The organism is Acinetobacter corruptisaponis (assembly GCF_030053775.1).
Taxonomy (GTDB): Bacteria; Pseudomonadota; Gammaproteobacteria; order Pseudomonadales; family Moraxellaceae; genus Acinetobacter; species Acinetobacter corruptisaponis.
The window spans coordinates 3,090,558-3,112,217 of sequence record NZ_CP125669.1 but is presented as its reverse complement, the minus strand read 5'-3'; the positions used below and the strand labels follow the sequence as shown (position 1 = coordinate 3,112,217).

The following is a 21,660-nucleotide window of genomic DNA, read 5'->3' as shown; positions in this document are numbered from 1 at the left end:
AAGAGTGTTAACCCACTCTTCAATTGATTCCTATCATTTAGCAAGCACCATCCACAATACCTCACTGCTAAAAGAACCATCTACCTGAATCTGATAATATTGCTGCGTTTGATCAGATGCTTTTTGCTGTAAATAACGTATGGTTTCAACCGCATGTTTAGGTGTCTGCATCCGCTGCGTCCAGCTTTGAAACTCTAAATCCAGACTTTGCTTTTCAACAGTTTCAACTTTAAACCCTGCATATTCAGCAAAGTGCATCCATTCCTGCAAACTATAATTTCGTACATGGCTTGGATCACGGATGGTTTCTATGGTCTGAAAAAATGTATCCATAACAGGATTTGCATTTCCTAAAATATCGACAATCACAAGCTTGCCATTTTTAGCCAAAACTCGATATATTTCGCTCATTGCCTGCATCACATTCTGCCAATGGTGTGCTGAATAACGCGTGATCACACAGTCAAAACTCTGATCTGCAAACGATAAGGATTCCGCAGCGCCTTGCTGACCGATCACATTATGAAAGCCTCTTTCCCTGCTTTGCTGAGCGACCAACTCCACCATAGACGGCGTTAGGTCATAAGCCACAACCTCATCCACACATGGGGCGATCTGGTAAGTGACATGCCCGCCACCACAGCCCAAATCCAACACCCTTTTAAATTGATGCGCTTGAATCAACTTTCGCATTTTTTGAAATTCAATCCCCTGCGCATGGACTGCACTGTTTAAATAGGCTTGAGATTTATCCTGATATTGCTGCTGGTTCACTTGATGCTGGGTGGTCATGTTCTTATCCTTGCGATGTTTGGTTATATTTAAAATAGCCAACCCAAATCAAAAATAAAAATGATCAATTTTAATAAAATAAATAAAAATAAGTTATCAGTTAAAATCCAATTAAACTGGCTGCCACATTGATTGCAACTGCCAAAATCACCGTATTAAACATAAAAGCCAAGACACAGTGAAAAATGTTCAGATGCCTGACCTCAGAAGTGGTAATAGACACATCCGCTGTTTGTGCCGAAGTACCAATAATGTAACTGAAATAAATAAAATCAAGATAATCAGGCTGATCTGTTTTGGGGAAATCCAGTCCAGCATCCTCATGGCGACTTTTGGCAAGATAATAGTCATGGGCATAGTGAATGGCAAACAAGGTATGCAACATTAGCCATGTTGAAAAAATAGTGCCGATGGTCAGCAAAATAAGAACGCCCTTAAGAACAGCCTGATCTTTGGGAACATGGCTCAGTTGTACCACAATGGAGATGAAACACACCACGATTGCAATCAATACAACAGTCAGGATCATCCATTTACCTTCATCCTGTTGTCTGGCCCGCTGTAAAATATGGCTTGCATCCAAGTGCCACATCATTCGTAGGGTGAGAAATAAATACAACCAGATGGCGGTGTTCCATCCCAACTGTAGACAGGTCGCCCATTGCCAGTTAGTGAAAAAATGCAAAGCGGCATAGATCAGCAAACCCAGTAAAAATGTCGAAGACAAATAGGGACGGTGTTTTACTCCCCGCGCCAAACGATAGATCAACGCCTGCATTTTTCACCTCTTTTCATTTTTATCTGCAATGAACTTATACTTATTTTTACCACTGTCTGATTGAATAAAAATTAGTAAAAACAACTCTTTTACCTAATTTCAACAAAATAATTCCCATTTCAACATTTACAACGGACAAAATTGTCCGATAAATTCAAGTGAGCAATAAAGGTCTACTTTTCACATTATGACAAAACGCCAACAACTTGCAGCACATAACCGTGATGAACTACTTCATGCTGCCGAGGAAATTTTTCGTAGCCACGGTGTTCATGTGTCGTTACAGGTGATTATTGACCATGCTGGCGTGGGTCGGGCAACTTTTTATCGTAATTTTTCAGATCGCAAGGCCTTAATGGCCGCCTTGCTCGAACAGGCCATTACCCGACTGGAGCAGCGGGCACAAGCGCTGCTTCCTTTTAATGATGGCTTTATTCGTTTGATTGAAAGCCATATTGAACAGCTTCCGCATCTGGTGGTGTTGATTGATTACTGGCGCATCATTGATCGTCAGGACCCAATCATGCTAAACATTTATGAACGGCGTGACAAAGCATTACAACCACTGATTGACCAGGCCATACAACATCAATTATGCCGTGATGATTTAACAACAAAAGATTTTGCCATGATTACGGCGATTCTCGGTTCCTCATTTCAGGGACATACAGGCCAGGATCAGGTGCAACTTGCAAAACGGGCAATAGAATTATTATTAAACGGCATTAAAGTGTAGTTCGAGGAATAACATGGATAAAACACCTCGCTATCTTGAGACACCTCCAGATTGGTCAGCAGATGAGCGTCCAACCCTGCCTGGCTCGCCTGCGGCAATTGCCCATGCAACCCCGAAACGTCTGGCCTATTTTATTATTGGTCTATTTATTGCGGTTGCCGCCAGTTTAAGTAATGGCTTTATTGTGGCCAATTTACCAATTTTTCAGGGTGAGTATGGTTTAACGCCCTCTCAGGCGGCATGGCTGCCCGCAGCCTATGTCATGGCGAATGTCAGTTCCAACCTGATCCTGTTTAAAGCCCGTCAGCAATATGGTTTGCGCCTGTTTTCAGAAATTGGTTTGCTGGTGTTTATTGGCGTACTGATTCTGCACATCTTTGTTAAAACCTATGAAATGGCGCTGTTTGTACGTTTTATTGCAGGGCTGGCCGCTGCTCCGCTTAGTTCGCTGGGTATGTATTACACCATGCAGGCCTTCAGCAAGGCTGATATGCCAAAAGGGATTTATCTGGCCTTTGGATTCCAGCAACTTGGTTTGCCTTTGGCATGGATCATTTCACCCTATCTGCTCAGTGCCAATCAATGGGATGTGATTTACACCTTTGAGCTGGGTCTGGCAATTTGCTGTCTGGCGATGGTGGTGTCACTTAAACTGCCACGCAGCCTGCGTTTAGAAGTCTTTGAAAAGCAGGATTTCTTTACCTTTGCCCTACTCGCCCCTGGGTTTGCCTGCCTGTGTACTGTACTGACTCAAGGGCCAATCCTGTGGTGGTTTAACAGCCCGTGGCTGGCCTATACCCTGATTGTTGGTTTCTGTCTGGTTGTTCTGGGATTGACCTATGAGCATTATCGTAGAAACCCCTTGATCATGACTCGCTGGCTGGCGACAGGTGATTTGCTCAGTTTCGTGGTGAGTGCCTTTGCCTTACGCCTGCTGATGTCAGAACAGAGCTATGCCGCAGTGAATTTCCTCAAAACCATGGGCATGGGACCAGACCAGTTTGTGCCACTGTATGTAGTGATCTTCTGCGGCACCATTGCAGGTTCGGTGTTTAGCGCGCTGACTTTCCATCGTGAACGTTTAATCCTGAACTTATTCCTAGCCGAAATCCTGATCCTAATTGCCTGTGCGCTGGATTATCACCTCACCAGTGATGTGCGTCCTGCCAATTTCTATCGTAGTCAGTTTTTGGTGAGCTTTGCTGGCGGTGTGTTTATTGGTCCCCTGCTATTGTTGGGCTTTATGCGTACCCTACAGCGTGGTCCACAATATGTAGTGACCTTTATTGTACTGTTCTCAGCCACGCAAAACTTTGGTGGCTTGGTCGGATCATCATTCTTTAACACCTATCAACAGCATCAGACTAATAATTATAAGGTTGAAATAAACAGTGAATTAGATCCAACCGATCCATTGGTCACGCAACGTCTACAGGCTTATCAGCATAGTGCAATGGTGAGTAGCAACGATCCTGTCCTGCAAAACAATCAGGCGCTACAAAACCTGAATAAAGTGGTTACCCGTGAGGCACAGGTGCGTGCCTATAACGATGTGATTGTACTGAATGGCATTTTTGCCGTTGTTTTACTGCTATGGGGGTTATTTAAATATGTACGCAATAAATACCTGACCCGAAAGAATCTGCAAGCAGCCAGTTAACGCCTAATCGTATTTGATTGAGAAAACATGATGTCTGAACAAGATAAACCAGAAAATAATAGTGCTCAAAATGCTGAGCAGAACGAAACGCCACAACCCGTAAAGGTACAGGAAACTGTGCCTCAAATACCACCGCCTCCACCACCGCCCACCAGCAAGCTCATCAAAACCAAACGCTCTACCCTATGGTGGATGCTGCTGGTTTTAATTGTTGGGATTACCATTATTTTATGGGCATGGCGTATTGGCCCATTTCATACAGCGATTGAACAAACCGACAATAGTTATGTCAAAGGTAAAACCACCATTCTTTCCTCACAGATCAATGGCTATATCAAGGATGTAATGGTCAAGGACTTCGATCAGGTCAAGCAGGGTCAGGTCTTGATGCACATTGATGCCACCACCTATGACCAAAAGGTGACACAGGCAGTTTCAGGGGTCGAGCAGGCACAAAATAGCCTTGCCAATCAAAGCCAGGCCATTGCCCAACGTCAGGCCGATGTGGTGGCGGCACAGGCCAAACTGGATCAGGTCAAGGCACAGTATGATTTATCCGTTACACAGCTCAAACGCTATCAGCAACTGGGAGACAGCGGTGCGGCATCAAAATCCGAACAGGACAAGGCTGCCGCCGATGCCCAAAACAACCTCGCCTTGCTCAAGCAGGCCCAAGCCAATATTCTGGTGGCGCAAGAGGCGTTAAAAACCGCACAAGTGGCGGAAGCAGGTTTAAAGGCACAAGTGAACAGTGCACAGGCACAGCTCGATCAGGCCAACACCACCAAGGATTACAGCACCATTGTTGCTCCGCTGGATGGTCAGTTGGGTGAAGTGAATCCACGTGTCGGTCAATACGTGGCTGCGGGAACACAGTTGCTTTACCTGATTCCCAAACAAACCTGGGTGATTGCCAACTTTAAGGAAACCCAGATTGCCAATATGAAAGTTGGACAAAAAGCCTATTTCACCGTTGATGCCATGAATCATCAGAAATTTACAGGTCACGTGGAACAGATTTCCCCTGCTGCGGGTTCAGAATTCAGTGTACTCAAACCTGATAATGCCACAGGCAACTTTACCAAAGTGGTGCAACGTATTGCAGTACGCATCGCCATTGATCCAGATCAAAAAGGTATGGAAAACCTACGTCCTGGTATGTCGGTGATCACGTCGGTGGACACCGACTCATAAACCAACACTGACATTCTCAATCAAATACATTTACAATGTGGTCAAATTCATTTCTCGTTCGCAAAAAATGTTTGATCACATTGCTTTTCCCATCCCTTATCAAACATTGCAACTTCCCCAGCCTGTTCAACTGACCATCAAACGCCTTGACCTGATTCACCCCCAGATTTCGGGCAACAAGTTTTTTAAACTGAAATACAACCTATTGACAGCACAACAACAAGGTTTTTCTCAAGTCCTCACTTTTGGCGGTGCGTTTTCCAATCATATTGCTGCAACAGCCTTTGCAGCAGAGCATTTTGGTTTTCAAAGTATCGGCATGATTCGTGGTGAGGAACTGGCTTCGCAACCATTCAATCCAACGCTCCAAACAGCACATGATTTGGGTATGCAGTTAAATTTTGTCAGTCGTTCCGAATATCGTCTACGCCATCAAGCTGAGTATCTGCAACAGTTGCAGCAACAATATCCTCAAGCCTTTATTATTCCAGAGGGCGGAAGCAATACCCTTGCCATTCAAGGGACGCAGGAAATCCTCTCCCCTGATGATTTAGAAAATTATGACGTGATTTGTTGTGCCGTGGGTACAGGGGGAACCCTTGCAGGCATCATTGAAAGCAGTTCAGAACTACAGCATGTTTTAGGCTTTTCAGCCTTGAAAGGTAATTTTCTCAAACAGGATATTCAACAATGGACTGATAAAGACAACTGGTCTTTAACCGATGCCTATTGTTGTGGTGGTTATGCCAAAACCACACCTGAACTGCTGCAATTTATACAGCAATTCGAACAACAATATGATATTCCTCTGGAACAGGTGTATACCGCTAAAATGATGATGGGACTTCTTGATTTAATCCAGCACCATCATTTCCCTGTCCACACTCGAATCCTGGCGATTCATACAGGAGGGTTGCAGGGAAAGCTTAAAGCATATTAAAACCCCCACAAATCTTTTATAATTGCCCGCTTTTCGTCTACCGAGTAATACTCATGGTTCATCAGGTTGATGTTGTTGTTTTAGGTGCGGGCGCATCAGGCTTGATGTTGGCTGCTGAAGCAGGCAAACGTGGGCGTTCGGTTGTGGTACTGGAAAAGGCCAATAAAATCGGTAAAAAAATTCTGATGTCAGGGGGAGGTAAATGCAACTTTACCAATCTGGATGTTGAGCCCTCCAACTACATCTCCGAAAATCCACATTTCGTCATTTCAGCCCTGAGCCGTTACACCAACTGGGACTTTATTGGCTTGGTCTGTGAATATGCTATTGAATACGAAGAACGCAAGCACGGACAACTGTTTACCCTGAATGGGGCCAAGGAAATCTTGGAACTGTTACTCTCAGAATGTGACAAGGCCAAACGGGTTAAAATTCAAACCCACTGTGAAGTTCAGCAGGTAAAATCCCAGACTGATTCAGGTTTTGTCATTGAAACTAGCCAAGGAACTTATCATTGTGAATCACTGGTTGTTGCAACAGGTGGGTTATCCATTCCAACCCTGGGTGGTTCAGGATTTGGCTATGAACTTGCACAGCAGTTTGGTCATCATGTTTTCCCTACCCGTGCAGGTCTGGTTCCCTTTACCTTTTCAGACCATTTTAAGGAAGTTACAACACGCTTAAGCGGCAATGCCCTAGATGCCACCTTAATCAATGACCGTCATCAATTTACCGAAGCCCTGCTATTCACCCATCGTGGTTTAAGTGGTCCAAGCTCATTGCAGCTTTCAAACTACTGGCATGTAGGGGAAAGCTTCAATATTGATTTCTTTCCAGGCCAGGATTTCGTGCAATTTTTTAAGGAAAAGAAAAAAGCACAACCTAAAGTATTACTCCGTACCCTGTTAAATGAATTCACTGCAAAAAGTATCGTGCTGGAATTACAGCAGTTGATTTGGGCTGAGCAAAGTGAGACAGCGATTGGGAATATCAGCGATCTTCAACTTGAACAGATTGCGGCGCAACTGCATGCATTTACAGTGAAGCCATCGGGAACGGAGGGTTATCGTACTGCCGAGGTTACGCTTGGTGGTGTGGACACCAGCGAAGTATCCTCAAAAACCATGGAAAGCAAGAAGCAGAAAGGCTTGTATTTTATTGGTGAAGTACTCGACGTGACAGGTCATCTAGGGGGGTATAACTTCCAGTGGGCATGGTCATCTGCCCAAGCCGCAGCCCAATTTGTCTAGCTGTTTTTCAGTACACCACAGTGTTTTGCACTACCATTGAAATATTTTAACTTCGTTCACCTGAAGAGTTTGCTGCCTCTGAAGAAGATGCCTGCTGAGTATTTTCAATCGGTTTCTCTTTTACTGAACCCGACTTGGCAACCACAAACTTATACGCACTGGCCAAAAAGCCTACAGTGATGCCTGCAATAATAATGGGTGCGAATACGCGATTTGGCCTCTTCATTTTATCCTCCTATAGACTTTTTATTTTGGGGCTGTTGATATTTTATAAATGAATTGCGTTGTAAGCTAAAATTTCATCAGACTAGGCATGAAACGTAGGTAATAGCAAACCTATTGCCAAGTTTCATAACGAAGTATGAGGGGATTTTAGCCACAACCCTACGGAACAGGGATATTTTTTGTTGCTACTACGTTATGAAACATTCATTTAGAATGACTAAATTTCATGTTTCATGCCTTGTATCACCTAAAAAATTTCCTCTGTCGCAATCATAGATAAAGTATCATCAGCCCCTATACAAACAAAACGACCACCCTGCCTAGAGTGGTCGAATTGACCAAAAAAATCAAAGATTATTTTTACTATTCATCCGAATATGGAGGAATCGGTGGTTTTGGATTCTCTGGATTGATTGGTGTTGGCACTATCGGATTTACTGGATTGGCTGTAGCAGGATTCGTTGGACTCACTGGATTGTTTGGCGTCATCTCATTTTGACGCAACGGATTTGGCTGTTTTGCCTCAGTTTTTGCTTTATCCAACAGATCACTGAGCAAACGTTCCGCAGGTTGACGACCACCTAGACCAAAAGCCAGAGCAAACGCGACAGCAACTGAACCGAGGGTTAAGCCAAATGCGAGGTTCACAATAGAGTCAGCAATACCCATTGCCCTTAAGCCCATCGCAATCACCAAGCCCATAATTAAAATACGGACTAGATTGCCCAACCAGCGTGAGCTATTGTATTCACCACGTTGAACCACATTGGCGACCACATTGGCCAGCCAGAAGCCGACAACCAGGATTACCGCACCAAGCAGGATACTGGCACCAAACTGGATAAACATCGCGATCAGCACACTGACCTGTTCCAAACCAAGTCGGTCAGCAGCCTCTGAAACCGCGAACAGCATGGTAAAGAACACAATCAAGCAACCGATGATATCGGAAACACGGGTTTGTCCAAGGAAGCGTTGCACATCCAGCTTCATTGGAATTTCATCAACACCCGCTCCTGAAACCAGTTCAGCCACCAAACGTCCAACAAAACGGGAAACCACATATGCCACGATCAGTATCAGACCAGCAGCAATAATTTGTGGAATCGCATACATGATTTGATTGAGCATTGTGGTGGCAGGTTGGGAAATTGCCTCTATACCCAGTGCCTCAAAAGCCACAATCAAGGCCGTTATAATAATAATGGCAAAAACAAATGAACCCAGGAACTTGGATACATTAGAGTTCTTAAACAAACCTATTTTTTCTGCCTGTGTCTGCAAGCCAAGGCTATAACTCAAGCCCTCAACAATACCACGCACAATTTTTGCCAGAATGTAGCCCACAAAAATGATGACACCCGCGATAAACAGATTCGGTAAATAAGCAACCGCCTCATTCACCATATTCTGTACAGGAATCAACAGGCCTGTCAGGCCTAGAATAGACAGCACAATCGGCAGGAACAGCAACAAGACCAACCAGTAGAAGATTTCACCAATATTACTGCTGAGTGAACCTACACCTACCTCATTGCTAAGCTTCTCGTCCATTTCCGTTCTGGCAAGCACATTGGTTAGTCCTGCCTTGACCAGCCCTGCCACAATCCAGCCAATAAAACCGACTGCAACGGCCGCCAGCAGGTTTGGAATAAAGGCCAGAATCCGACCAACCATATTGCTGAATGGATCACTCACGCCACTGATGTTCAGTACATTCAATGCACCGACAACGGCAAGGATAATCACAAACCAGAAAACCAGTTTGGAAATCAGGTTTTCAATGTTTGGTGTATGACCAGTGGCAGAAGACAATCTATGATTGGTGTTTAGTTTCTGGAGTAACTTTTTCACGCCAGCAGCAACAATCAATGCAATAATCCAACCTAAAAGTAAGATAACAATTGCCGCTAAAATTGGGTGAAACTGGTCCCAATAATACATTGCGTCGAATCCTCCTCTCTGGGAGGGATCAGTAAAATATTCATTCATGTGTTGTTATCCTTATGTTGTGTTTTAAAATTAATCAAACCACCCATGATCGCTCTATAACCAAGAACATAACTTATGGATGTCTCAACCTTAATTTTTGTCTATTTTCCAATCAACAAACGGCATCACTAATACAACAAAAAGTCCGCATAATTTTGCAAAAAAGCTCATTGATTCACACCAATGAGCTTTTTCAATTCAACAGGTTTTGGTCTAAAAATAAACGATCTAGGCATCCAAAAGTACCGACTGCATATGAGACAGCATTGCCTGTGCAGTTGGATTCGCTGAATGATCCGCGACCATATAAACAAGAAGTGCAATCAGGAAAATCCCCACAATGATCAACATATAAACGGGTAGTTTCCTTTTCTTTGCAATTTCCTCTCGACTCGCCACATGAGGTTGTGGCTTACTAAAATCATGCATGATAGCTAGCCCTCATCCTTTTTATTTCTCAGGCTTTTATCTTAGCAACTGCTTATGTTGCATTGTGTGAAAAAGCTTCGGACTATCGTTGTTGCTGTTGCAAAACTCCACTGTTTCTTCTTTGTTTTTTGTTTAAAATGTAGGCGGTTTAGAAAACGCTAAAAATAGGCTATACTACGCGCCCTCATTTCCTAAATGTTCTGCTTTATGTCCTACCAACAGCAAAGTGTCTCACTTGATCTAGATACGGATGTAACACATCAGTGTTTTCTACATTACACACGAGATGAGCATTTGATTGGACTGATTGAGTTCAACAAACCCAGCTATATCCTGAAATGGGGCGACCTTGAATATTTCCGCCGCCGTACCGAAGAACTTTCAGTGATGCCTTTTCCTGAATGTATCAACGCGATGATTGTGGATATCCGTAATGTTCAGGCTTTTCTGGACAATGAGGTTCCGATCTTGCCGTGGCGTTTGCTTGAGGAAGAATGCCCTGTTCGTCTTGTGGTGCCACAGGAACGTCTGGAACACTATGCAGGGCTGTTTGAACCCACATGGCTCACAACCGATGTCGATACCGCCATTCAGGAAATCCGTGAATTTATGGATATGTTTGTACATTAAGACATATCCAGTCCGCCCAAGATTACCAATAATTCTCCACCGCAATATTTCCCTCACCACGGCGGTTCATGGTCAAGCCACGCTGTTTTAAGGCTTCCTTGGTATCTTCCACCATTTGTGGATTGCCACATAACATGACATGGCTGCTTGCTGGACTCAATTCTGATCCTGCCGCCTTTTCCAGCTCACCATTTGCAATCAGAACTGGTAAACGGTCATGTAAAGCCGCATCTGGATCACGGGTGATAATTGGAATAAACCTAAAGCCTGAGTGTCCCTCACCAAACAGATTGGCGATTTCCTGAATACGGTCAACATAGGCCAGTTCGGATGCGGTACGAACACTGTAGACCAAATTGATTTGTTGATATTTATTCCAGGTTTCAAAGTCTTGCAACATCGATAAAAATGGCGCCAAACCCGTTCCCGTTGCCAACAGCCATAAGTCCTGTGGTAAAGGCTGCTGATAACGTGCCAGAGTTAAATAGCCATAAGATATTTTTTCAAGATACAGCTCATCACCAACCTTTAAATGTTGCAGGTTTGAGGTAAAAGCCCCATCGGGAACGACAATTGAAAAGAATTCCAGCGTTTCATCAAATGGCGAAGACACCACTGAGTAAGCACGCACCACCAGTTCATCACCAACCATTAAACCAATACGGGCAAACTGCCCTGCGGTAAATTTAAAATGCGCTGGTCGGGTCATGGTGAAGCTAAACAGATTGTGGGCCCAGCGATGTACAGATAAAACCTTTTCTACGCTAAATTTTTCAATTGACATGATTTGAACGTGGCACGAAACAGTGAGCTCATGTTAGCATGATCAGATAATTCATGAATACTTTTAAACTCAAACGGTAAGGCTTTTAACATGCGCATGACATTACGCCAATTGGCTGTTTTCGTGGCGGTTGCTCAAGAGGGAACTGTAACCAAGGCGAGTGATGCTGTCCGACTGACCCAAAGTGCGGCAAGCATGGCCTTGGCCGATTTGGAAGATGGTCTTGGCGCACCGTTATTTGACCGCTTGGGCAAGCGCTTGCAGTTAAATGATCTAGGCCGTTTTTTGTTGCCACAGGCCCTGGAAATTCTGGGTCGTTGCGAATCGTTTGAACAGGCCGCCAAGGGTGAGTTACAAAGTATTGACCTACGTTTGGGTGCAACCCTGACCATCAGTGACTACCTGATGCCTGACCTTATGGCAGATTTTTTACAGCGCCATCCACAGGCACATTTACAGTTACAGGTGGGCAATACCCGTCAAATGATTGAAGCGGTGAACCAGTTTCAGCTTGATCTGGCCCTGATTGAGGGCTCATGCCATTTGCCCCAGTTACAGTGCATCCATTGGCGTGATGATGAGTTAGCAGTGTGTTGTGCTCCACAGCATCCCTTAACACAGTTAAACCGTCCACTCACCCCAACAGACTTTAATGATGTAGAATGGATCTTACGTGAAGAGGGTTCAGGCACACGTGAAGTCTTTGACAACGCTATATTAAAAGACCTACCTGATGCCAACATTCGCCTTACCCTAGGTCACAATGAAGCCATCCTGAAAATTGTTGCCAATGGTCTGGGGATGACCTGTGTATCACGGCTTGCGATTGAACCACTTCAGGAAAAAGGGCAATTGGTCATTCTGGATACACCTTTCTGGGAACTCACCCGTCCCCTGTTTATGCTGGTACATCGTCAGAAATATCAGGGACCTGGATTAAAGGCATTCTTACAATTTTGTGAAGATCAGGTGTAAATAATACACCAAAGCCAAATATTTTAGCTTTGGTGTATTTTTACAGCATGAATTAATACTAATATTTATTGTACAGGATTCCCTTCAATCATAATTTGATCGCCTTGTTCCTTAAAATTAATGATATAGCTTATATGTTCTTGATTATTTAAGGCTAGATTTGCCTGACAAGACAATATTGCATCCTTATTCGTATCAATTACTGCTGTGTCAACTGAAATTGATTTTATATGATAAGTTTGAGCATAAGTCCCGTCATTAAACATTTGCATAATTGATTTTTTAACACGGTCACTTGAGCAATCTTTTAAATCATATTTTGAAACGATACCCACATCGAATAAATCCAAAAAGTAATTTCTTATTGGATCAAAATATATATAGCCTATTACAGCAAGAATAATGACAATTATCAGATTCGTATAAGCCTCACTCTCATTTTCTTTTTCTACTGCTTGCTGTTTTTTCTGCAATAACTCGTCATTTGGCGCCCCACAATGGATACATGCTTCTGAACGATCACTATATTCCTTATCACATTCCAAACATTTTTTAAGCATATATAACCTTTTATTTTTTAAAGAATAAAGGAGTTATGCTAGCATGTGATTACACAGGCTTACAATACTGCTTATCTTGTACCCTAATTATGAAAGACAAAAAAAATCCTTTCACAAAATTAAAGGCGAATAATTAACTACCAATAAAACAATTCAAGATAACTAACGTCGGAAATTTGACAGTAATTCGCTGGTGATGGCCTTATTATGATCCATAATTTTGTTTTTCTTGGTTTTCGCAGGGTTTGAATCGACACGCTCGATCTTGACCGCCTTAAACTTTCCCTCATTTTCCTGCACTAAAAACTTAACTTTTTCATTTCTCTTTGGCTCACCCTCTGATGCAGGATAATCTGAGATATGAAAAAACACGTCTCCTTCAGCCGTGGCAATAAAACCAAATCCCTTGTCTGGATTATATTGTTTAATTTTTCCCTGATAGAACTCTTGCTTCATGGCCTGCACCCAATTTTATAAAAACGATGGGGATAGTATATAAAAATAAAAAAGAGACGTTCGATCTTTCCTTAAAAATTTATGGAGAGATTACGTCTCTTTTCAATCTATTTTAAAAATTAGTCTTTTTGGACACTGCCAAAAATCTTGTCGCCCGCATCACCCAGACCAGGAACAATGTAACCATCTTCATTCAAACCCTGATCAATCGAAGCGGTATAGATACGCACATCTGGATGAACCGCCTCCACCCTAGAAATCCCTTCAGGTGCGGCAACCAGCACCATCACCCGAATGTCCTTGCAACCACTTGCCTTTAGCACATCAATTGCAGCAATCAACGAATTCCCTGTCGCCAGCATTGGGTCAATAATCATGGCCAAACGATTGGCAACATCAGGCACTAGTTTTTTATAGTAGGTACGAACTTCCAAAGTTTCCTCATCACGTTCCAAGCCCAACACACTCACCTTGGCACTTGGAATCAGGTTAAGCACGCCTTCCAGCATCCCAATCCCAGCACGCAGGATTGGAACAATGGTAATCTTTTTTCCTGCAATGCGTTGGGTTGTGACCTTGCCTGTCCAGCCATCAATTTCATCATCCAACATCGGCAAGTCCTTGGTTGCCTCATAGGTCAGCAACATCGTGACTTCTTGCGCCAACTCACGGAAATTCTTGGTGCTGATGTCTGAACGACGGAGCAGACCAAGTTTATGGCGAATCAACGGATGGCGAATTTCCTGAATAGACACGAGTGAGTACCTAAATAAATATTAATCTTTGCCTATTATAAAGCGTTTTTTTACTCTTCAATAAAAAAGCCCCCAATTTTTGGAGGCTTTTTTGTACAAATCAGTGCATTACTGCTGTTGTGACAACATGAAATGCAATGGAGAAAGAATCTCAGACTTCAATGCAAGGTTGATCATTGGGTCTGGATAGATGCCCAGGAGTAGTACAAGTAATGCAGCACCAAGTACCATGATACCACCGACCTTGGTTCCCCAGTGTGCATCGGCATCAATACGTGGAACATCTGGCGGTGTCATGTACATCACCACCATCACACGTAAATAGTAATACAAACCGATACCACTACCCACCACAATCATTGCAGCCAGGAACCAGTGCTGGGTTGTCACCGCAGCCATCACCACAAGGAACTTACCAATGAAGCCCGCTGTTAATGGAATACCAGCCAAGGACAGCATCATCACAGTTAAGGTCGCTGTCAGGATCGGACGGCGCCAGAACAAACCACGGTAGTCTGCCAAGCTTTGTGCTTCATCTACATTGTTATATGGACTGGACATCAACGCCACCGCACCGAACGCGCCGATTGTGGTCAATACATAAGTGATCACATAAACGGTGACACTGCCCAGGCTTGCATAGGTCATGCTAATCAATGCAATCAACAGGTAACCAAAGTGTGCAATGGATGAATAACCCAGGATACGTTTCAAGTTGACTTGACGCACAGCCAGCAAGTTACCCACCAAGATCGACAGCACAGCAATCACTGTTAAAACGGTAACCAATGATTCAACCAGAATCGCGCCTGAAGTCAACAGGTAACGAACAAACAGGCCAATGGTTGCAACTTTTGCTGCGGTTGCCAGGAATGTCGCCATTGGTGCTGGCGCACCTGCATACACGTCTGGCGTCCATTTATGGAATGGTGCAAGCGAGAGTTTGAATGCAACGGCAAAGACGATTAAACCCAGGCCCAACAACACCATTGGCTGTTTGATGGCAGTAAACAATGCCTGAACAGAATCATAGAATGACAATGAACCTGTATAGGCATAGATATATGCCATACCCATCAACAACATGGCAGACGCAGTCGCAGAAAGCACAAGGTACTTAATCCCCGCTTCCAAAGACTGGCTACGTTGATAGGTATACGCCAACATGCCGTATACTGGAATCGACATCAACTCAAGGCTGATAAAGAACGCAGCATAATGTGAGCTTGCAACCAACAGCATTGCACCCGCAACTGAACACAGCAACAGGATATAAAGCTCTTCACGGTTGTCCTTATAGGTCTCGATGTAGGCATGAGACAAGGTACAGCACGCCAAGGAAGCGATCAGAATCAGGAACTGGTAGAGCATGGTGAATGGATCAACCATAAACATGCCCATGATGTTCACTGGTGCAAAGTGCCCACTGAACATGGTATATACAATATAAATTGCAGACAGGTTAAGACCCACAACCGAGGTTGTCGCGATCAGGTTGTGATTACGCTTGATCGCAATCAGCAGCATGACCACCACTGCGGTCAACGCCACAATCATCACTGGGACAAGTGGCATAAGCTCAGAAAAAGAAATTGTGAAGTTCATGGTTTATTGCATCTCCACATGTTCAAGTTGAGTTGCAGCCTGTTGAACAGTTTCAACAACTTCTTGTACTGGCATATAACTATTGACTAACCACTGCATACTTGAATGAGACATATCCAGGAATGTCTGTGGGTAAAGTCCCAACCAAAGCAAACCAATCACACAAATCATCAAGATGCTGACTTCACGCGTAGATAAATCTTTAAGCGGTGTCGTGTAGTGTTTTTGCTGTTCTGGATTTGGTTCACCAAACAGTGCCTTGTGAATCAGGATCAAACCATAAAGGCCAGCAAACACCAGACTGACTGCGGCAATGATGGTAAACGCTGGATAGGTCTTGAATGAACCCATCAGAATCAGGAATTCACCAATAAAGTTACCTAGACCTGGTACACCCACAAGTGCTGCAACAAAGAACATCAGGAAGAATGGCAGGTATTGCAACTGACCACGCAGACCACCCATCAGGCGCAGGTCACGGGTATGTAAACGCTCATATACCTGACCAGACATAATGAACAATGCAGCAGATGACAAACCATGTGCCAGCATCATGATCATCAAGCCCTGGAATGTCAGGATATTACCTGCATAAATTGCAAGTAGGATAAAACCCATATGCGAAATGGAGGTATAGGCAAGCAGACGTTTCATGTCGGTTTGCTGATACGCAAGGAATGCACCGTAGAAAATACCAATCAAGCCCAGAATAATCGCGATATCAGCAAACTGTGCTGATGCTGCTGGGAAGAATGGAATCACGAAACGAAGCAGACCATACGCTGCGGTTTTAATCAGGATACCCGCCAAGTCCACAGAACCCGCTGTTGGTGCCTGAGCATGCGCATCAGGTAACCAGCCGTGTAATGGGAACACTGGTAATTTCACCGCAAAACCGATGAAGAAACACAACATGAATGCATAGGCAACTTCAGGTGGCAAGTGGTTCGCAACAGCCAATAAATAGTTGTAATCGAAACCGATCATGCCTGTCATCATGTATCCATAGACCACCAAGCCCAAGATACCGATCAACATAATCAAGCCAGCAATTTGCGTATACAGGAAGAACTTGGTTGCAGCGTAAACACGTGAACGGCCATTCGAACCTGAATGTCCCCATAGTGCAATCAGGAAGTAGATTGGCACCAGCATCATCTCCCAGAAGAAGAAGAACAGGAACAGGTCAATCGCCAGGAATACACCAATAACCCCGCCCAAACTCCAGAGCAGGTTTAAGTGGAAGAAACCAACATTCTTTTGAATCTCGCCCCATGAACAGCCAACTGCAAGCACACCCAGTAATGCAGTGAGCAACACCATGAGCAGAGACAAGCCATCCACAGCCAGGTGGATGCTAATACCAAGCGTCTGAATCCAAGGGAGATGGAATTCAGCCGCCCAAGTTGGGACTTTTCCACCCAACTCGTAACTATATGTACCACTTTGCCAAAGTGCGATGCCCAGACCAAAGGTAATGAGCATGCCAATCAAGGCAATCCAGCGCGGTAGATGTTGGTCGAACTTATCAACCAACCAACAAATAAAACCAGCAATGAAAGGAACCAAAATCAGTGCGGGTAAAATTAAATTGTTTTCCATTTTATTTCCCCACAACCTGAATCACGATCAAGATCATCAATAACACCACTACACCGAGTGACATGCTTGATGCGTATTCACGCAATGAACCTGTTTGACGCGAACTTGTAAAGCTATTACCACTTTTCACAATCGCAGGAAGAACCAGCCATAAGCCATCAACTGGATCACGACCTAGAATTTTCGCAATCAACAAATAAGGTTTTACAAATACGATGTCATACAAGGCATCAAAACCAAATGCGGTACGGCAGATATGCGCCAAACCTGCACCCAAAGAGCTTTGGGCAAAAGATTTAACCGCACCATAGGCAAAGGCAAACAAGAAAATACCAACAGCTAAACCAGCAAGTGCAATACCACTCGCTAAATGCTCAGCATGTGCAACCGCTGCTTCCAATGTTTCAGGAACAACAAAACTTGGAATACTTGCAGTCGTCAATAATTTTGCAACTGGTGCTTGAAGGAAATAACCAATCCCTGTTGATAACGTAGCAAGAATTGCCAGTGGTCCCCAGTAGGTCACACCATGAATGGCATGTGCATGGGTTTTTTCTTCACCGAAGAATACAACCCAAATTAAACGGAATGTATAGATTGACGTTAAGAATGCACCAACGACACCCACCCAGTACAAGGTATGGTAAAGCGGAATGTTTGCAATTGTAGACTGTGCATATACAGCACCCAAAATCGCATCTTTAGAGAAGAAGCCCACTGTCACGATTGGAAGTGCTGCCAATGCGCCACCACCGATCACAAAACACCAGAATACGAATGGAATCTTTTTACGTAATCCACCCATTTTAAAAATGTTCTGTTCGTGATGACATGCAAGAATCACTGCACCTGAAGAAAGGAACAATAACGCCTTGAAGAATGCGTGGGCAAGCATATGGAATAAACCAGCCTGATACGCCTCAGCACCCACAGCCATAAACATATAACCGAGCTGGCTCATAGTTGAGTAAGCCAAGATACGCTTGATGTCGGTTTGAACCAATGCTGCAAAACCAGCCACCAGCAACGTCACTGCACCCGTAATCGAAATGAACTGCATCACTTCTGGCGCCATTTCCATCACAGAGAACATACGGCAGCACAGGTAAACACCCGCTGTAACCATTGTTGCAGCGTGGATTAATGCTGATACTGGCGTAGGACCCGCCATCGCATCGGCCAACCAGGTTTGTAATGGAATTTGCGCTGACTTACCTGCCGCACCCAGGAACAACATCAATGCTGTCCAGATTGACAATGATGAGCTTTGCGTCATGACAGTGGCTGCATTTTCAACAATGTACTGTGTATTCAACGTACCAAATTGTTGATAGAGCAGGAACAATGCGATGAGCAGGAATACGTCACCCACACGTGTTACTGTAAATGCCTTGATTGCCGCCCAGCCATTTGCAGGGTTTGAGTAGTAGAAACCAATCAACAGGTATGAGCACAGACCTACACCTTCCCAACCCAGGAACAATAACGCAAGGTTATCGCCAAGTACCAACAACAACATGCTGGCAACGAACAGGTTGAAATAGGAAAAGAAACGCGCATAACCCTCTTCACCACGCATATACCAGGATGCGAAGATGTGAATCAGGAAACCAACACCCGTAATCATGCCTGTCATCAGTAATGACAAACCATCCAGGTGCAGGCTGATGCCTGGCTCAAAACCGCCAACACTGAACCAAGTCCATAAATGTTGAACAAAAACGGCCTGACCGCTGCTGGTAAATCCAAGACCCGCAATTAAAGCAAATAGAGCAGATAAACCGACTGAACCAACACCAATAATGGCAGCCACATTTTCAGAAAGCTTGTCACGCCCTGCCGCCAACAGGATAAAGCCAATCAGCGGGAATAAAACGGTTAAATATAATGTACTCATCCGCGCATCTCACTAGCAGCATCCACATCCAGATGATGGAAGCGATGATAAAACTGAAGGACGATCGCAAGACCGATACATGCCTCGGCTGCGGCAAGCGTCAGGATCAGGATGAACATCACCTGTCCATCTGGCTGTGCCCAGACGCTGCCTGCCAGAACGAATGCCAACGCGGCGGCATTCATCATGACTTCAAGGCTCATTAACATAAATAAAAGGTTACGTCTTACCATCACACCGTAAAAGCCCAGTGCAAAAAGGATGGTTGCAACGATCAAACCATGTTCTAAAGGGATGTGTCCCATTATTGTTTATCCTCTTCCGCACTTGGTTCACGTTTGCCGAGGTGATATGCAGCAACAAGGGCTGCAAGCAATAACATTGCGGCAACTTCCACCAATAATAGATAGTGGGTAAATAACGCCTGACCCACAGCCTTTGGCCCTACAATTTCCGTACCCATTGGCGCAGAAATCGTGGTGTATTCTCCACCCAGCATCCACACCAGAATCAAGCCCAAAATAAAGCTCAGCATGGCTGGATAGGCCCAGGCATCAGAAGTCAACCATTTGCTTTCCTGTTCAACAGTTTCCTGCCCAAGATTGAGCATCATCACCACAAACACGAACAGCACCATGATTGCGCCAGCATAGACGATGATTTCAAGCGCACCTGCAAATGGCGCGCCCACAATCATGAAAATACCAGCAACCGCTAGCAATGACACAATCAGGCTCAGTAACGCATGCACAGGATTGGTATTGGTTACCACACGAATTGTCGATACGATGGCCACAAGTGCCATCAAATAAAATGGCCACATCATGGTAATAAGCTCCGTACATCAACTGGTGCACTTTCTTTCTGCGCCTGACCTTTATCCTTACCTGTCACCGCCATACCCGTTACACGGTAGAAGTTGTAGTCAGGATATTTACCTGTTCCAGAAATCAACAGGTTTTCTTTTTCGTAGACCAGGTCCTGACGTACATATTCAGCAAGTTCAAAATCTGGAGTCATCTGAATTGCAGTTGTAGGACAAGCCTCTTCACACATACCGCAGAAAATGCAGCGTGAAAAGTTAATACGGAAAAATTCTGGATACCAACGTCCATCTTCTTTTTCCGCTTTCTGCAATGAAATACAGCCCACAGGACACGCAACCGCACACAGGTTACATGCCACACAACGCTCTTCACCATCAGGATCACGTGTCAAGACGATACGGCCACGAAAGCGTGGCGGTACAATCTGCTCTGCTGGTACTTCTGGATATAAAATCGTGTCACGCTTACGTGTGACATGGCTAAACACCATCCACAACGAACGTACAATCGATCCAAATCCAGCTAGAATTTTATACATTTTGTACTCCCTGCTGTCCTAGGCCTGATTCATCAGAATCACAGCACCAGTCACCAACAAGTTGACCAACGCCAATGGCAAACAAACTTTCCAACCAAAATTCATCACTTGGTCATAACGTGGACGCATTAAAGAACCACGCGCCAACACAAACATCATTACAAAGAATGCTGTTTTAATCACGAACCAAAAAACTGGTGGAACAAATGGAATTTCTAAGTTAAATGGTGCAAGCCATCCGCCGAAGAATAACGTTACGATCAGTGCAGAGATCAGAACCACGTTCACATATTCCGCAACGAAGAACATCCCCCACTTCATCCCACCATATTCAACGTGATAACCTTCCGCCAATTCTTGCTCAGCTTCTGGTTGGTCAAATGGATGACGATGCGTAACTGCAACACCAGCAATAACAAAGATAATGAAACCAATGAACTGGGGAATAACAAACCAAACATCACGTTGAGCTTCAACGATTTCACGCAGGTTGAATGAGCCCGCAATCGCAACCACACCCATCAATGAGATACCCAAGAACACTTCATAAGAAATAGTTTGAGCAGCAGAACGAAGACCACCGAGTAACGAGTATTTGTTGTTAGACGCCCAACCACCAAATAGCACTGCATAAACTGCGATACCAGCCATTGCCATAAAGAACAATAGACCGATACTCATATCCGCAACGCCCAGTGTAGGACTTACTGGGATGACCATAAACGAAAGTACCGCAGTTGCCATCGCAACTGCTGGTGCCAGACGGAAAGTCAGCTTGTCGGCAAACTTAGGTGTCCAGTCTTCCTTGAACATGATCTTGAGCATGTCGGCAACGATCTGGAACATACCACCCGGACCAACACGGTTTGGACCATAACGGTCTTGCCATAATGCCAAGAGACGACGCTCAATAAATGACATTAACGCAGCAACTAAAACCACCACCAACAGGATCACAACTGCTTGAATCACTGAATAAGCGATTGGCCAGTTCTCAGCCCAAAGTGGCGTTTGACGTATAATTTCTTGATTCAT

The 21,660-nt window shown here is 44.3% G+C and carries 23 protein-coding genes; 7 read left to right on the top strand and 16 right to left on the bottom strand.

From position 1 onward, the window contains the following. Nucleotides 1–33: 33 nt before the first annotated feature. Nucleotides 34–792, bottom strand: a complete 759-nt coding sequence (locus QLH32_RS14810; RefSeq protein WP_283266819.1) for a class I SAM-dependent methyltransferase — start codon at nt 790–792, stop codon at nt 34–36. Nucleotides 793–892: 100 nt separating this feature from the next. Next, nucleotides 893–1,570 (bottom strand): DUF1345 domain-containing protein, encoded by a 678-nt coding sequence (locus tag QLH32_RS14805; RefSeq protein ID WP_283266818.1) that lies wholly within the window; start codon nt 1,568–1,570, stop codon nt 893–895. Nucleotides 1,571–1,757: 187 nt separating this feature from the next. Here QLH32_RS14805 and QLH32_RS14800 point away from each other — a divergent pair, with 187 nt between their 5' ends. The 5 genes from QLH32_RS14800 to QLH32_RS14780 all read left to right on the top strand — a co-directional run bounded on the left by QLH32_RS14800 (nt 1,758) and on the right by QLH32_RS14780 (nt 7,350). Continuing rightward, entirely contained in the window at nt 1,758–2,306 is a 549-nt protein-coding gene (locus QLH32_RS14800; RefSeq protein WP_283266817.1) for a TetR/AcrR family transcriptional regulator, read from the top strand. Between the two features lie 13 nt (nt 2,307–2,319). Next, nucleotides 2,320–3,966 carry an MFS transporter gene (locus tag QLH32_RS14795; protein ID WP_279959517.1) on the top strand — a complete coding sequence of 549 codons (1,647 nt, stop codon included), beginning with the start codon at nt 2,320–2,322 and terminating at the stop codon, nt 3,964–3,966. Nucleotides 3,967–3,993: 27 nt separating this feature from the next. Beyond that, the gene (locus tag QLH32_RS14790) at nt 3,994–5,160 is read left to right on the top strand and encodes an HlyD family secretion protein (RefSeq protein ID WP_283266815.1); all 1,167 of its coding nucleotides are present in this window, start codon (nt 3,994–3,996) and stop codon (nt 5,158–5,160) included. 67 nt (nt 5,161–5,227) lie between these two features. After that, entirely contained in the window at nt 5,228–6,100 is an 873-nt protein-coding gene (locus tag QLH32_RS14785) for a 1-aminocyclopropane-1-carboxylate deaminase/D-cysteine desulfhydrase (RefSeq protein ID WP_283266814.1), read from the top strand. A 53-nt stretch (nt 6,101–6,153) separates the two neighbouring features. Next, entirely contained in the window at nt 6,154–7,350 is a 1,197-nt protein-coding gene (locus tag QLH32_RS14780; protein ID WP_283266813.1) for a BaiN/RdsA family NAD(P)/FAD-dependent oxidoreductase, read from the top strand. A gap of 46 nt (nt 7,351–7,396) precedes the next feature. Here the strand turns inward: QLH32_RS14780 and QLH32_RS14775 are convergent, their stop codons facing one another. The 3 genes from QLH32_RS14775 to QLH32_RS14765 form a co-directional block, all read right to left on the bottom strand. Beyond that, nucleotides 7,397–7,576, bottom strand: a complete 180-nt coding sequence (locus QLH32_RS14775; protein ID WP_283266812.1) for a hypothetical protein — start codon at nt 7,574–7,576, stop codon at nt 7,397–7,399. Between the two features lie 362 nt (nt 7,577–7,938). Next, complete coding sequence (locus QLH32_RS14770) at nt 7,939–9,567, bottom strand: mechanosensitive ion channel (protein ID WP_283266811.1); 1,629 nt, start codon at nt 9,565–9,567, stop codon at nt 7,939–7,941. A 228-nt stretch (nt 9,568–9,795) separates the two neighbouring features. Beyond that, complete coding sequence (locus tag QLH32_RS14765; protein ID WP_267980103.1) at nt 9,796–9,996, bottom strand: hypothetical protein; 201 nt, start codon at nt 9,994–9,996, stop codon at nt 9,796–9,798. A 207-nt stretch (nt 9,997–10,203) separates the two neighbouring features. Here QLH32_RS14765 and QLH32_RS14760 point away from each other — a divergent pair, with 207 nt between their 5' ends. Then, nucleotides 10,204–10,626, top strand: a complete 423-nt coding sequence (locus QLH32_RS14760) for a hypothetical protein (protein WP_279959521.1) — start codon at nt 10,204–10,206, stop codon at nt 10,624–10,626. Nucleotides 10,627–10,648: 22 nt separating this feature from the next. On the opposite strand, the gene QLH32_RS14755 is transcribed toward QLH32_RS14760, so the two are convergent. Beyond that, entirely contained in the window at nt 10,649–11,410 is a 762-nt protein-coding gene (locus QLH32_RS14755; protein ID WP_283266810.1) for a ferredoxin--NADP reductase, read from the bottom strand. Between the two features lie 90 nt (nt 11,411–11,500). On the opposite strand from QLH32_RS14755, the gene gigC reads away from it, so the two are divergent. After that, nucleotides 11,501–12,385 (top strand): LysR family transcriptional regulator GigC, encoded by an 885-nt coding sequence (gigC, locus tag QLH32_RS14750; protein WP_267980100.1) that lies wholly within the window; start codon nt 11,501–11,503, stop codon nt 12,383–12,385. Between the two features lie 65 nt (nt 12,386–12,450). Here the strand turns inward: gigC and QLH32_RS14745 are convergent, their stop codons facing one another. The 10 genes from QLH32_RS14745 to nuoH all read right to left on the bottom strand — a co-directional run bounded on the left by QLH32_RS14745 (nt 12,451) and on the right by nuoH (nt 21,660). Continuing rightward, entirely contained in the window at nt 12,451–12,945 is a 495-nt protein-coding gene (locus QLH32_RS14745; RefSeq protein ID WP_267980099.1) for a hypothetical protein, read from the bottom strand. A 162-nt stretch (nt 12,946–13,107) separates the two neighbouring features. Beyond that, on the bottom strand, nt 13,108–13,401 hold the full coding sequence (locus tag QLH32_RS14740) for a cold shock domain-containing protein (protein ID WP_283266809.1): 294 nt from the start codon (nt 13,399–13,401) through the stop codon (nt 13,108–13,110). Between the two features lie 119 nt (nt 13,402–13,520). Further along, entirely contained in the window at nt 13,521–14,156 is a 636-nt protein-coding gene (gene upp, locus QLH32_RS14735; protein WP_283266807.1) for a uracil phosphoribosyltransferase, read from the bottom strand. A 108-nt stretch (nt 14,157–14,264) separates the two neighbouring features. Continuing rightward, nucleotides 14,265–15,761 (bottom strand): NADH-quinone oxidoreductase subunit NuoN, encoded by a 1,497-nt coding sequence (gene nuoN, locus QLH32_RS14730; RefSeq protein ID WP_283266806.1) that lies wholly within the window; start codon nt 15,759–15,761, stop codon nt 14,265–14,267. A 3-nt stretch (nt 15,762–15,764) separates the two neighbouring features. Then, nucleotides 15,765–17,363, bottom strand: a complete 1,599-nt coding sequence (nuoM, locus tag QLH32_RS14725; RefSeq protein ID WP_283266805.1) for an NADH-quinone oxidoreductase subunit M — start codon at nt 17,361–17,363, stop codon at nt 15,765–15,767. Nucleotide 17,364: 1 nt separating this feature from the next. Further along, nucleotides 17,365–19,260 carry an NADH-quinone oxidoreductase subunit L gene (gene nuoL / locus QLH32_RS14720; RefSeq protein ID WP_283266804.1) on the bottom strand — a complete coding sequence of 632 codons (1,896 nt, stop codon included), beginning with the start codon at nt 19,258–19,260 and terminating at the stop codon, nt 17,365–17,367. Continuing rightward, entirely contained in the window at nt 19,257–19,565 is a 309-nt protein-coding gene (nuoK, locus tag QLH32_RS14715; RefSeq protein WP_004638057.1) for an NADH-quinone oxidoreductase subunit NuoK, read from the bottom strand. Before nuoK ends, nuoL begins: the two co-directional genes overlap by 4 nt. Then, nucleotides 19,565–20,083 carry an NADH-quinone oxidoreductase subunit J gene (nuoJ, locus tag QLH32_RS14710; RefSeq protein WP_283269358.1) on the bottom strand — a complete coding sequence of 173 codons (519 nt, stop codon included), beginning with the start codon at nt 20,081–20,083 and terminating at the stop codon, nt 19,565–19,567. Before nuoJ ends, nuoK begins: the two co-directional genes overlap by 1 nt. Then, nucleotides 20,083–20,625: an NADH-quinone oxidoreductase subunit NuoI gene (nuoI, locus tag QLH32_RS14705; RefSeq protein WP_150026573.1), complete on the bottom strand. Its 543-nt coding sequence runs from the start codon at nt 20,623–20,625 to the stop codon at nt 20,083–20,085. The genes nuoJ and nuoI overlap by 1 nt, the downstream gene beginning before the upstream one ends. Before the next feature lie 18 nt (nt 20,626–20,643). Further along, nucleotides 20,644–21,660 carry an NADH-quinone oxidoreductase subunit NuoH gene (gene nuoH, locus QLH32_RS14700; RefSeq protein WP_004663752.1) on the bottom strand — a complete coding sequence of 339 codons (1,017 nt, stop codon included), beginning with the start codon at nt 21,658–21,660 and terminating at the stop codon, nt 20,644–20,646.

Excerpts from the sequence above, each read along its gene's own strand:
- QLH32_RS14740 (WP_283266809.1), bottom strand. The coding sequence starts at position 13,401 with ATGAAGCAAGAGTTCTATCAGGGAAAAATTAAACAATATAATCCAGAC.
- QLH32_RS14785 (WP_283266814.1), top strand. The coding sequence starts at position 5,228 with ATGTTTGATCACATTGCTTTTCCCATCCCTTATCAAACATTGCAACTT.
- QLH32_RS14760 (WP_279959521.1), top strand. The coding sequence starts at position 10,204 with ATGTCCTACCAACAGCAAAGTGTCTCACTTGATCTAGATACGGATGTA.
- QLH32_RS14795 (WP_279959517.1), top strand. The coding sequence starts at position 2,320 with ATGGATAAAACACCTCGCTATCTTGAGACACCTCCAGATTGGTCAGCA.
- QLH32_RS14790 (WP_283266815.1), top strand. The coding sequence starts at position 3,994 with ATGATGTCTGAACAAGATAAACCAGAAAATAATAGTGCTCAAAATGCT.
- QLH32_RS14765 (WP_267980103.1), bottom strand. The coding sequence starts at position 9,996 with ATGCATGATTTTAGTAAGCCACAACCTCATGTGGCGAGTCGAGAGGAA.
- QLH32_RS14800 (WP_283266817.1), top strand. The coding sequence starts at position 1,758 with ATGACAAAACGCCAACAACTTGCAGCACATAACCGTGATGAACTACTT.
- QLH32_RS14810 (WP_283266819.1), bottom strand. The coding sequence starts at position 792 with ATGACCACCCAGCATCAAGTGAACCAGCAGCAATATCAGGATAAATCT.
- nuoK (WP_004638057.1), bottom strand. The coding sequence starts at position 19,565 with ATGGGACACATCCCTTTAGAACATGGTTTGATCGTTGCAACCATCCTT.
- QLH32_RS14770 (WP_283266811.1), bottom strand. The coding sequence starts at position 9,567 with ATGAATGAATATTTTACTGATCCCTCCCAGAGAGGAGGATTCGACGCA.
- nuoJ (WP_283269358.1), bottom strand. The coding sequence starts at position 20,083 with ATGTGGCCATTTTATTTGATGGCACTTGTGGCCATCGTATCGACAATT.
- nuoI (WP_150026573.1), bottom strand. The coding sequence starts at position 20,625 with ATGTATAAAATTCTAGCTGGATTTGGATCGATTGTACGTTCGTTGTGG.
- QLH32_RS14745 (WP_267980099.1), bottom strand. The coding sequence starts at position 12,945 with ATGCTTAAAAAATGTTTGGAATGTGATAAGGAATATAGTGATCGTTCA.
- QLH32_RS14780 (WP_283266813.1), top strand. The coding sequence starts at position 6,154 with ATGGTTCATCAGGTTGATGTTGTTGTTTTAGGTGCGGGCGCATCAGGC.
- nuoL (WP_283266804.1), bottom strand. The coding sequence starts at position 19,260 with ATGAGTACATTATATTTAACCGTTTTATTCCCGCTGATTGGCTTTATC.
- nuoH (WP_004663752.1), bottom strand. The coding sequence starts at position 21,660 with ATGAATCAAGAAATTATACGTCAAACGCCACTTTGGGCTGAGAACTGG.
- QLH32_RS14775 (WP_283266812.1), bottom strand. The coding sequence starts at position 7,576 with ATGAAGAGGCCAAATCGCGTATTCGCACCCATTATTATTGCAGGCATC.
- QLH32_RS14805 (WP_283266818.1), bottom strand. The coding sequence starts at position 1,570 with ATGCAGGCGTTGATCTATCGTTTGGCGCGGGGAGTAAAACACCGTCCC.
- nuoN (WP_283266806.1), bottom strand. The coding sequence starts at position 15,761 with ATGAACTTCACAATTTCTTTTTCTGAGCTTATGCCACTTGTCCCAGTG.
- nuoM (WP_283266805.1), bottom strand. The coding sequence starts at position 17,363 with ATGGAAAACAATTTAATTTTACCCGCACTGATTTTGGTTCCTTTCATT.
- QLH32_RS14755 (WP_283266810.1), bottom strand. The coding sequence starts at position 11,410 with ATGTCAATTGAAAAATTTAGCGTAGAAAAGGTTTTATCTGTACATCGC.
- gigC (WP_267980100.1), top strand. The coding sequence starts at position 11,501 with ATGCGCATGACATTACGCCAATTGGCTGTTTTCGTGGCGGTTGCTCAA.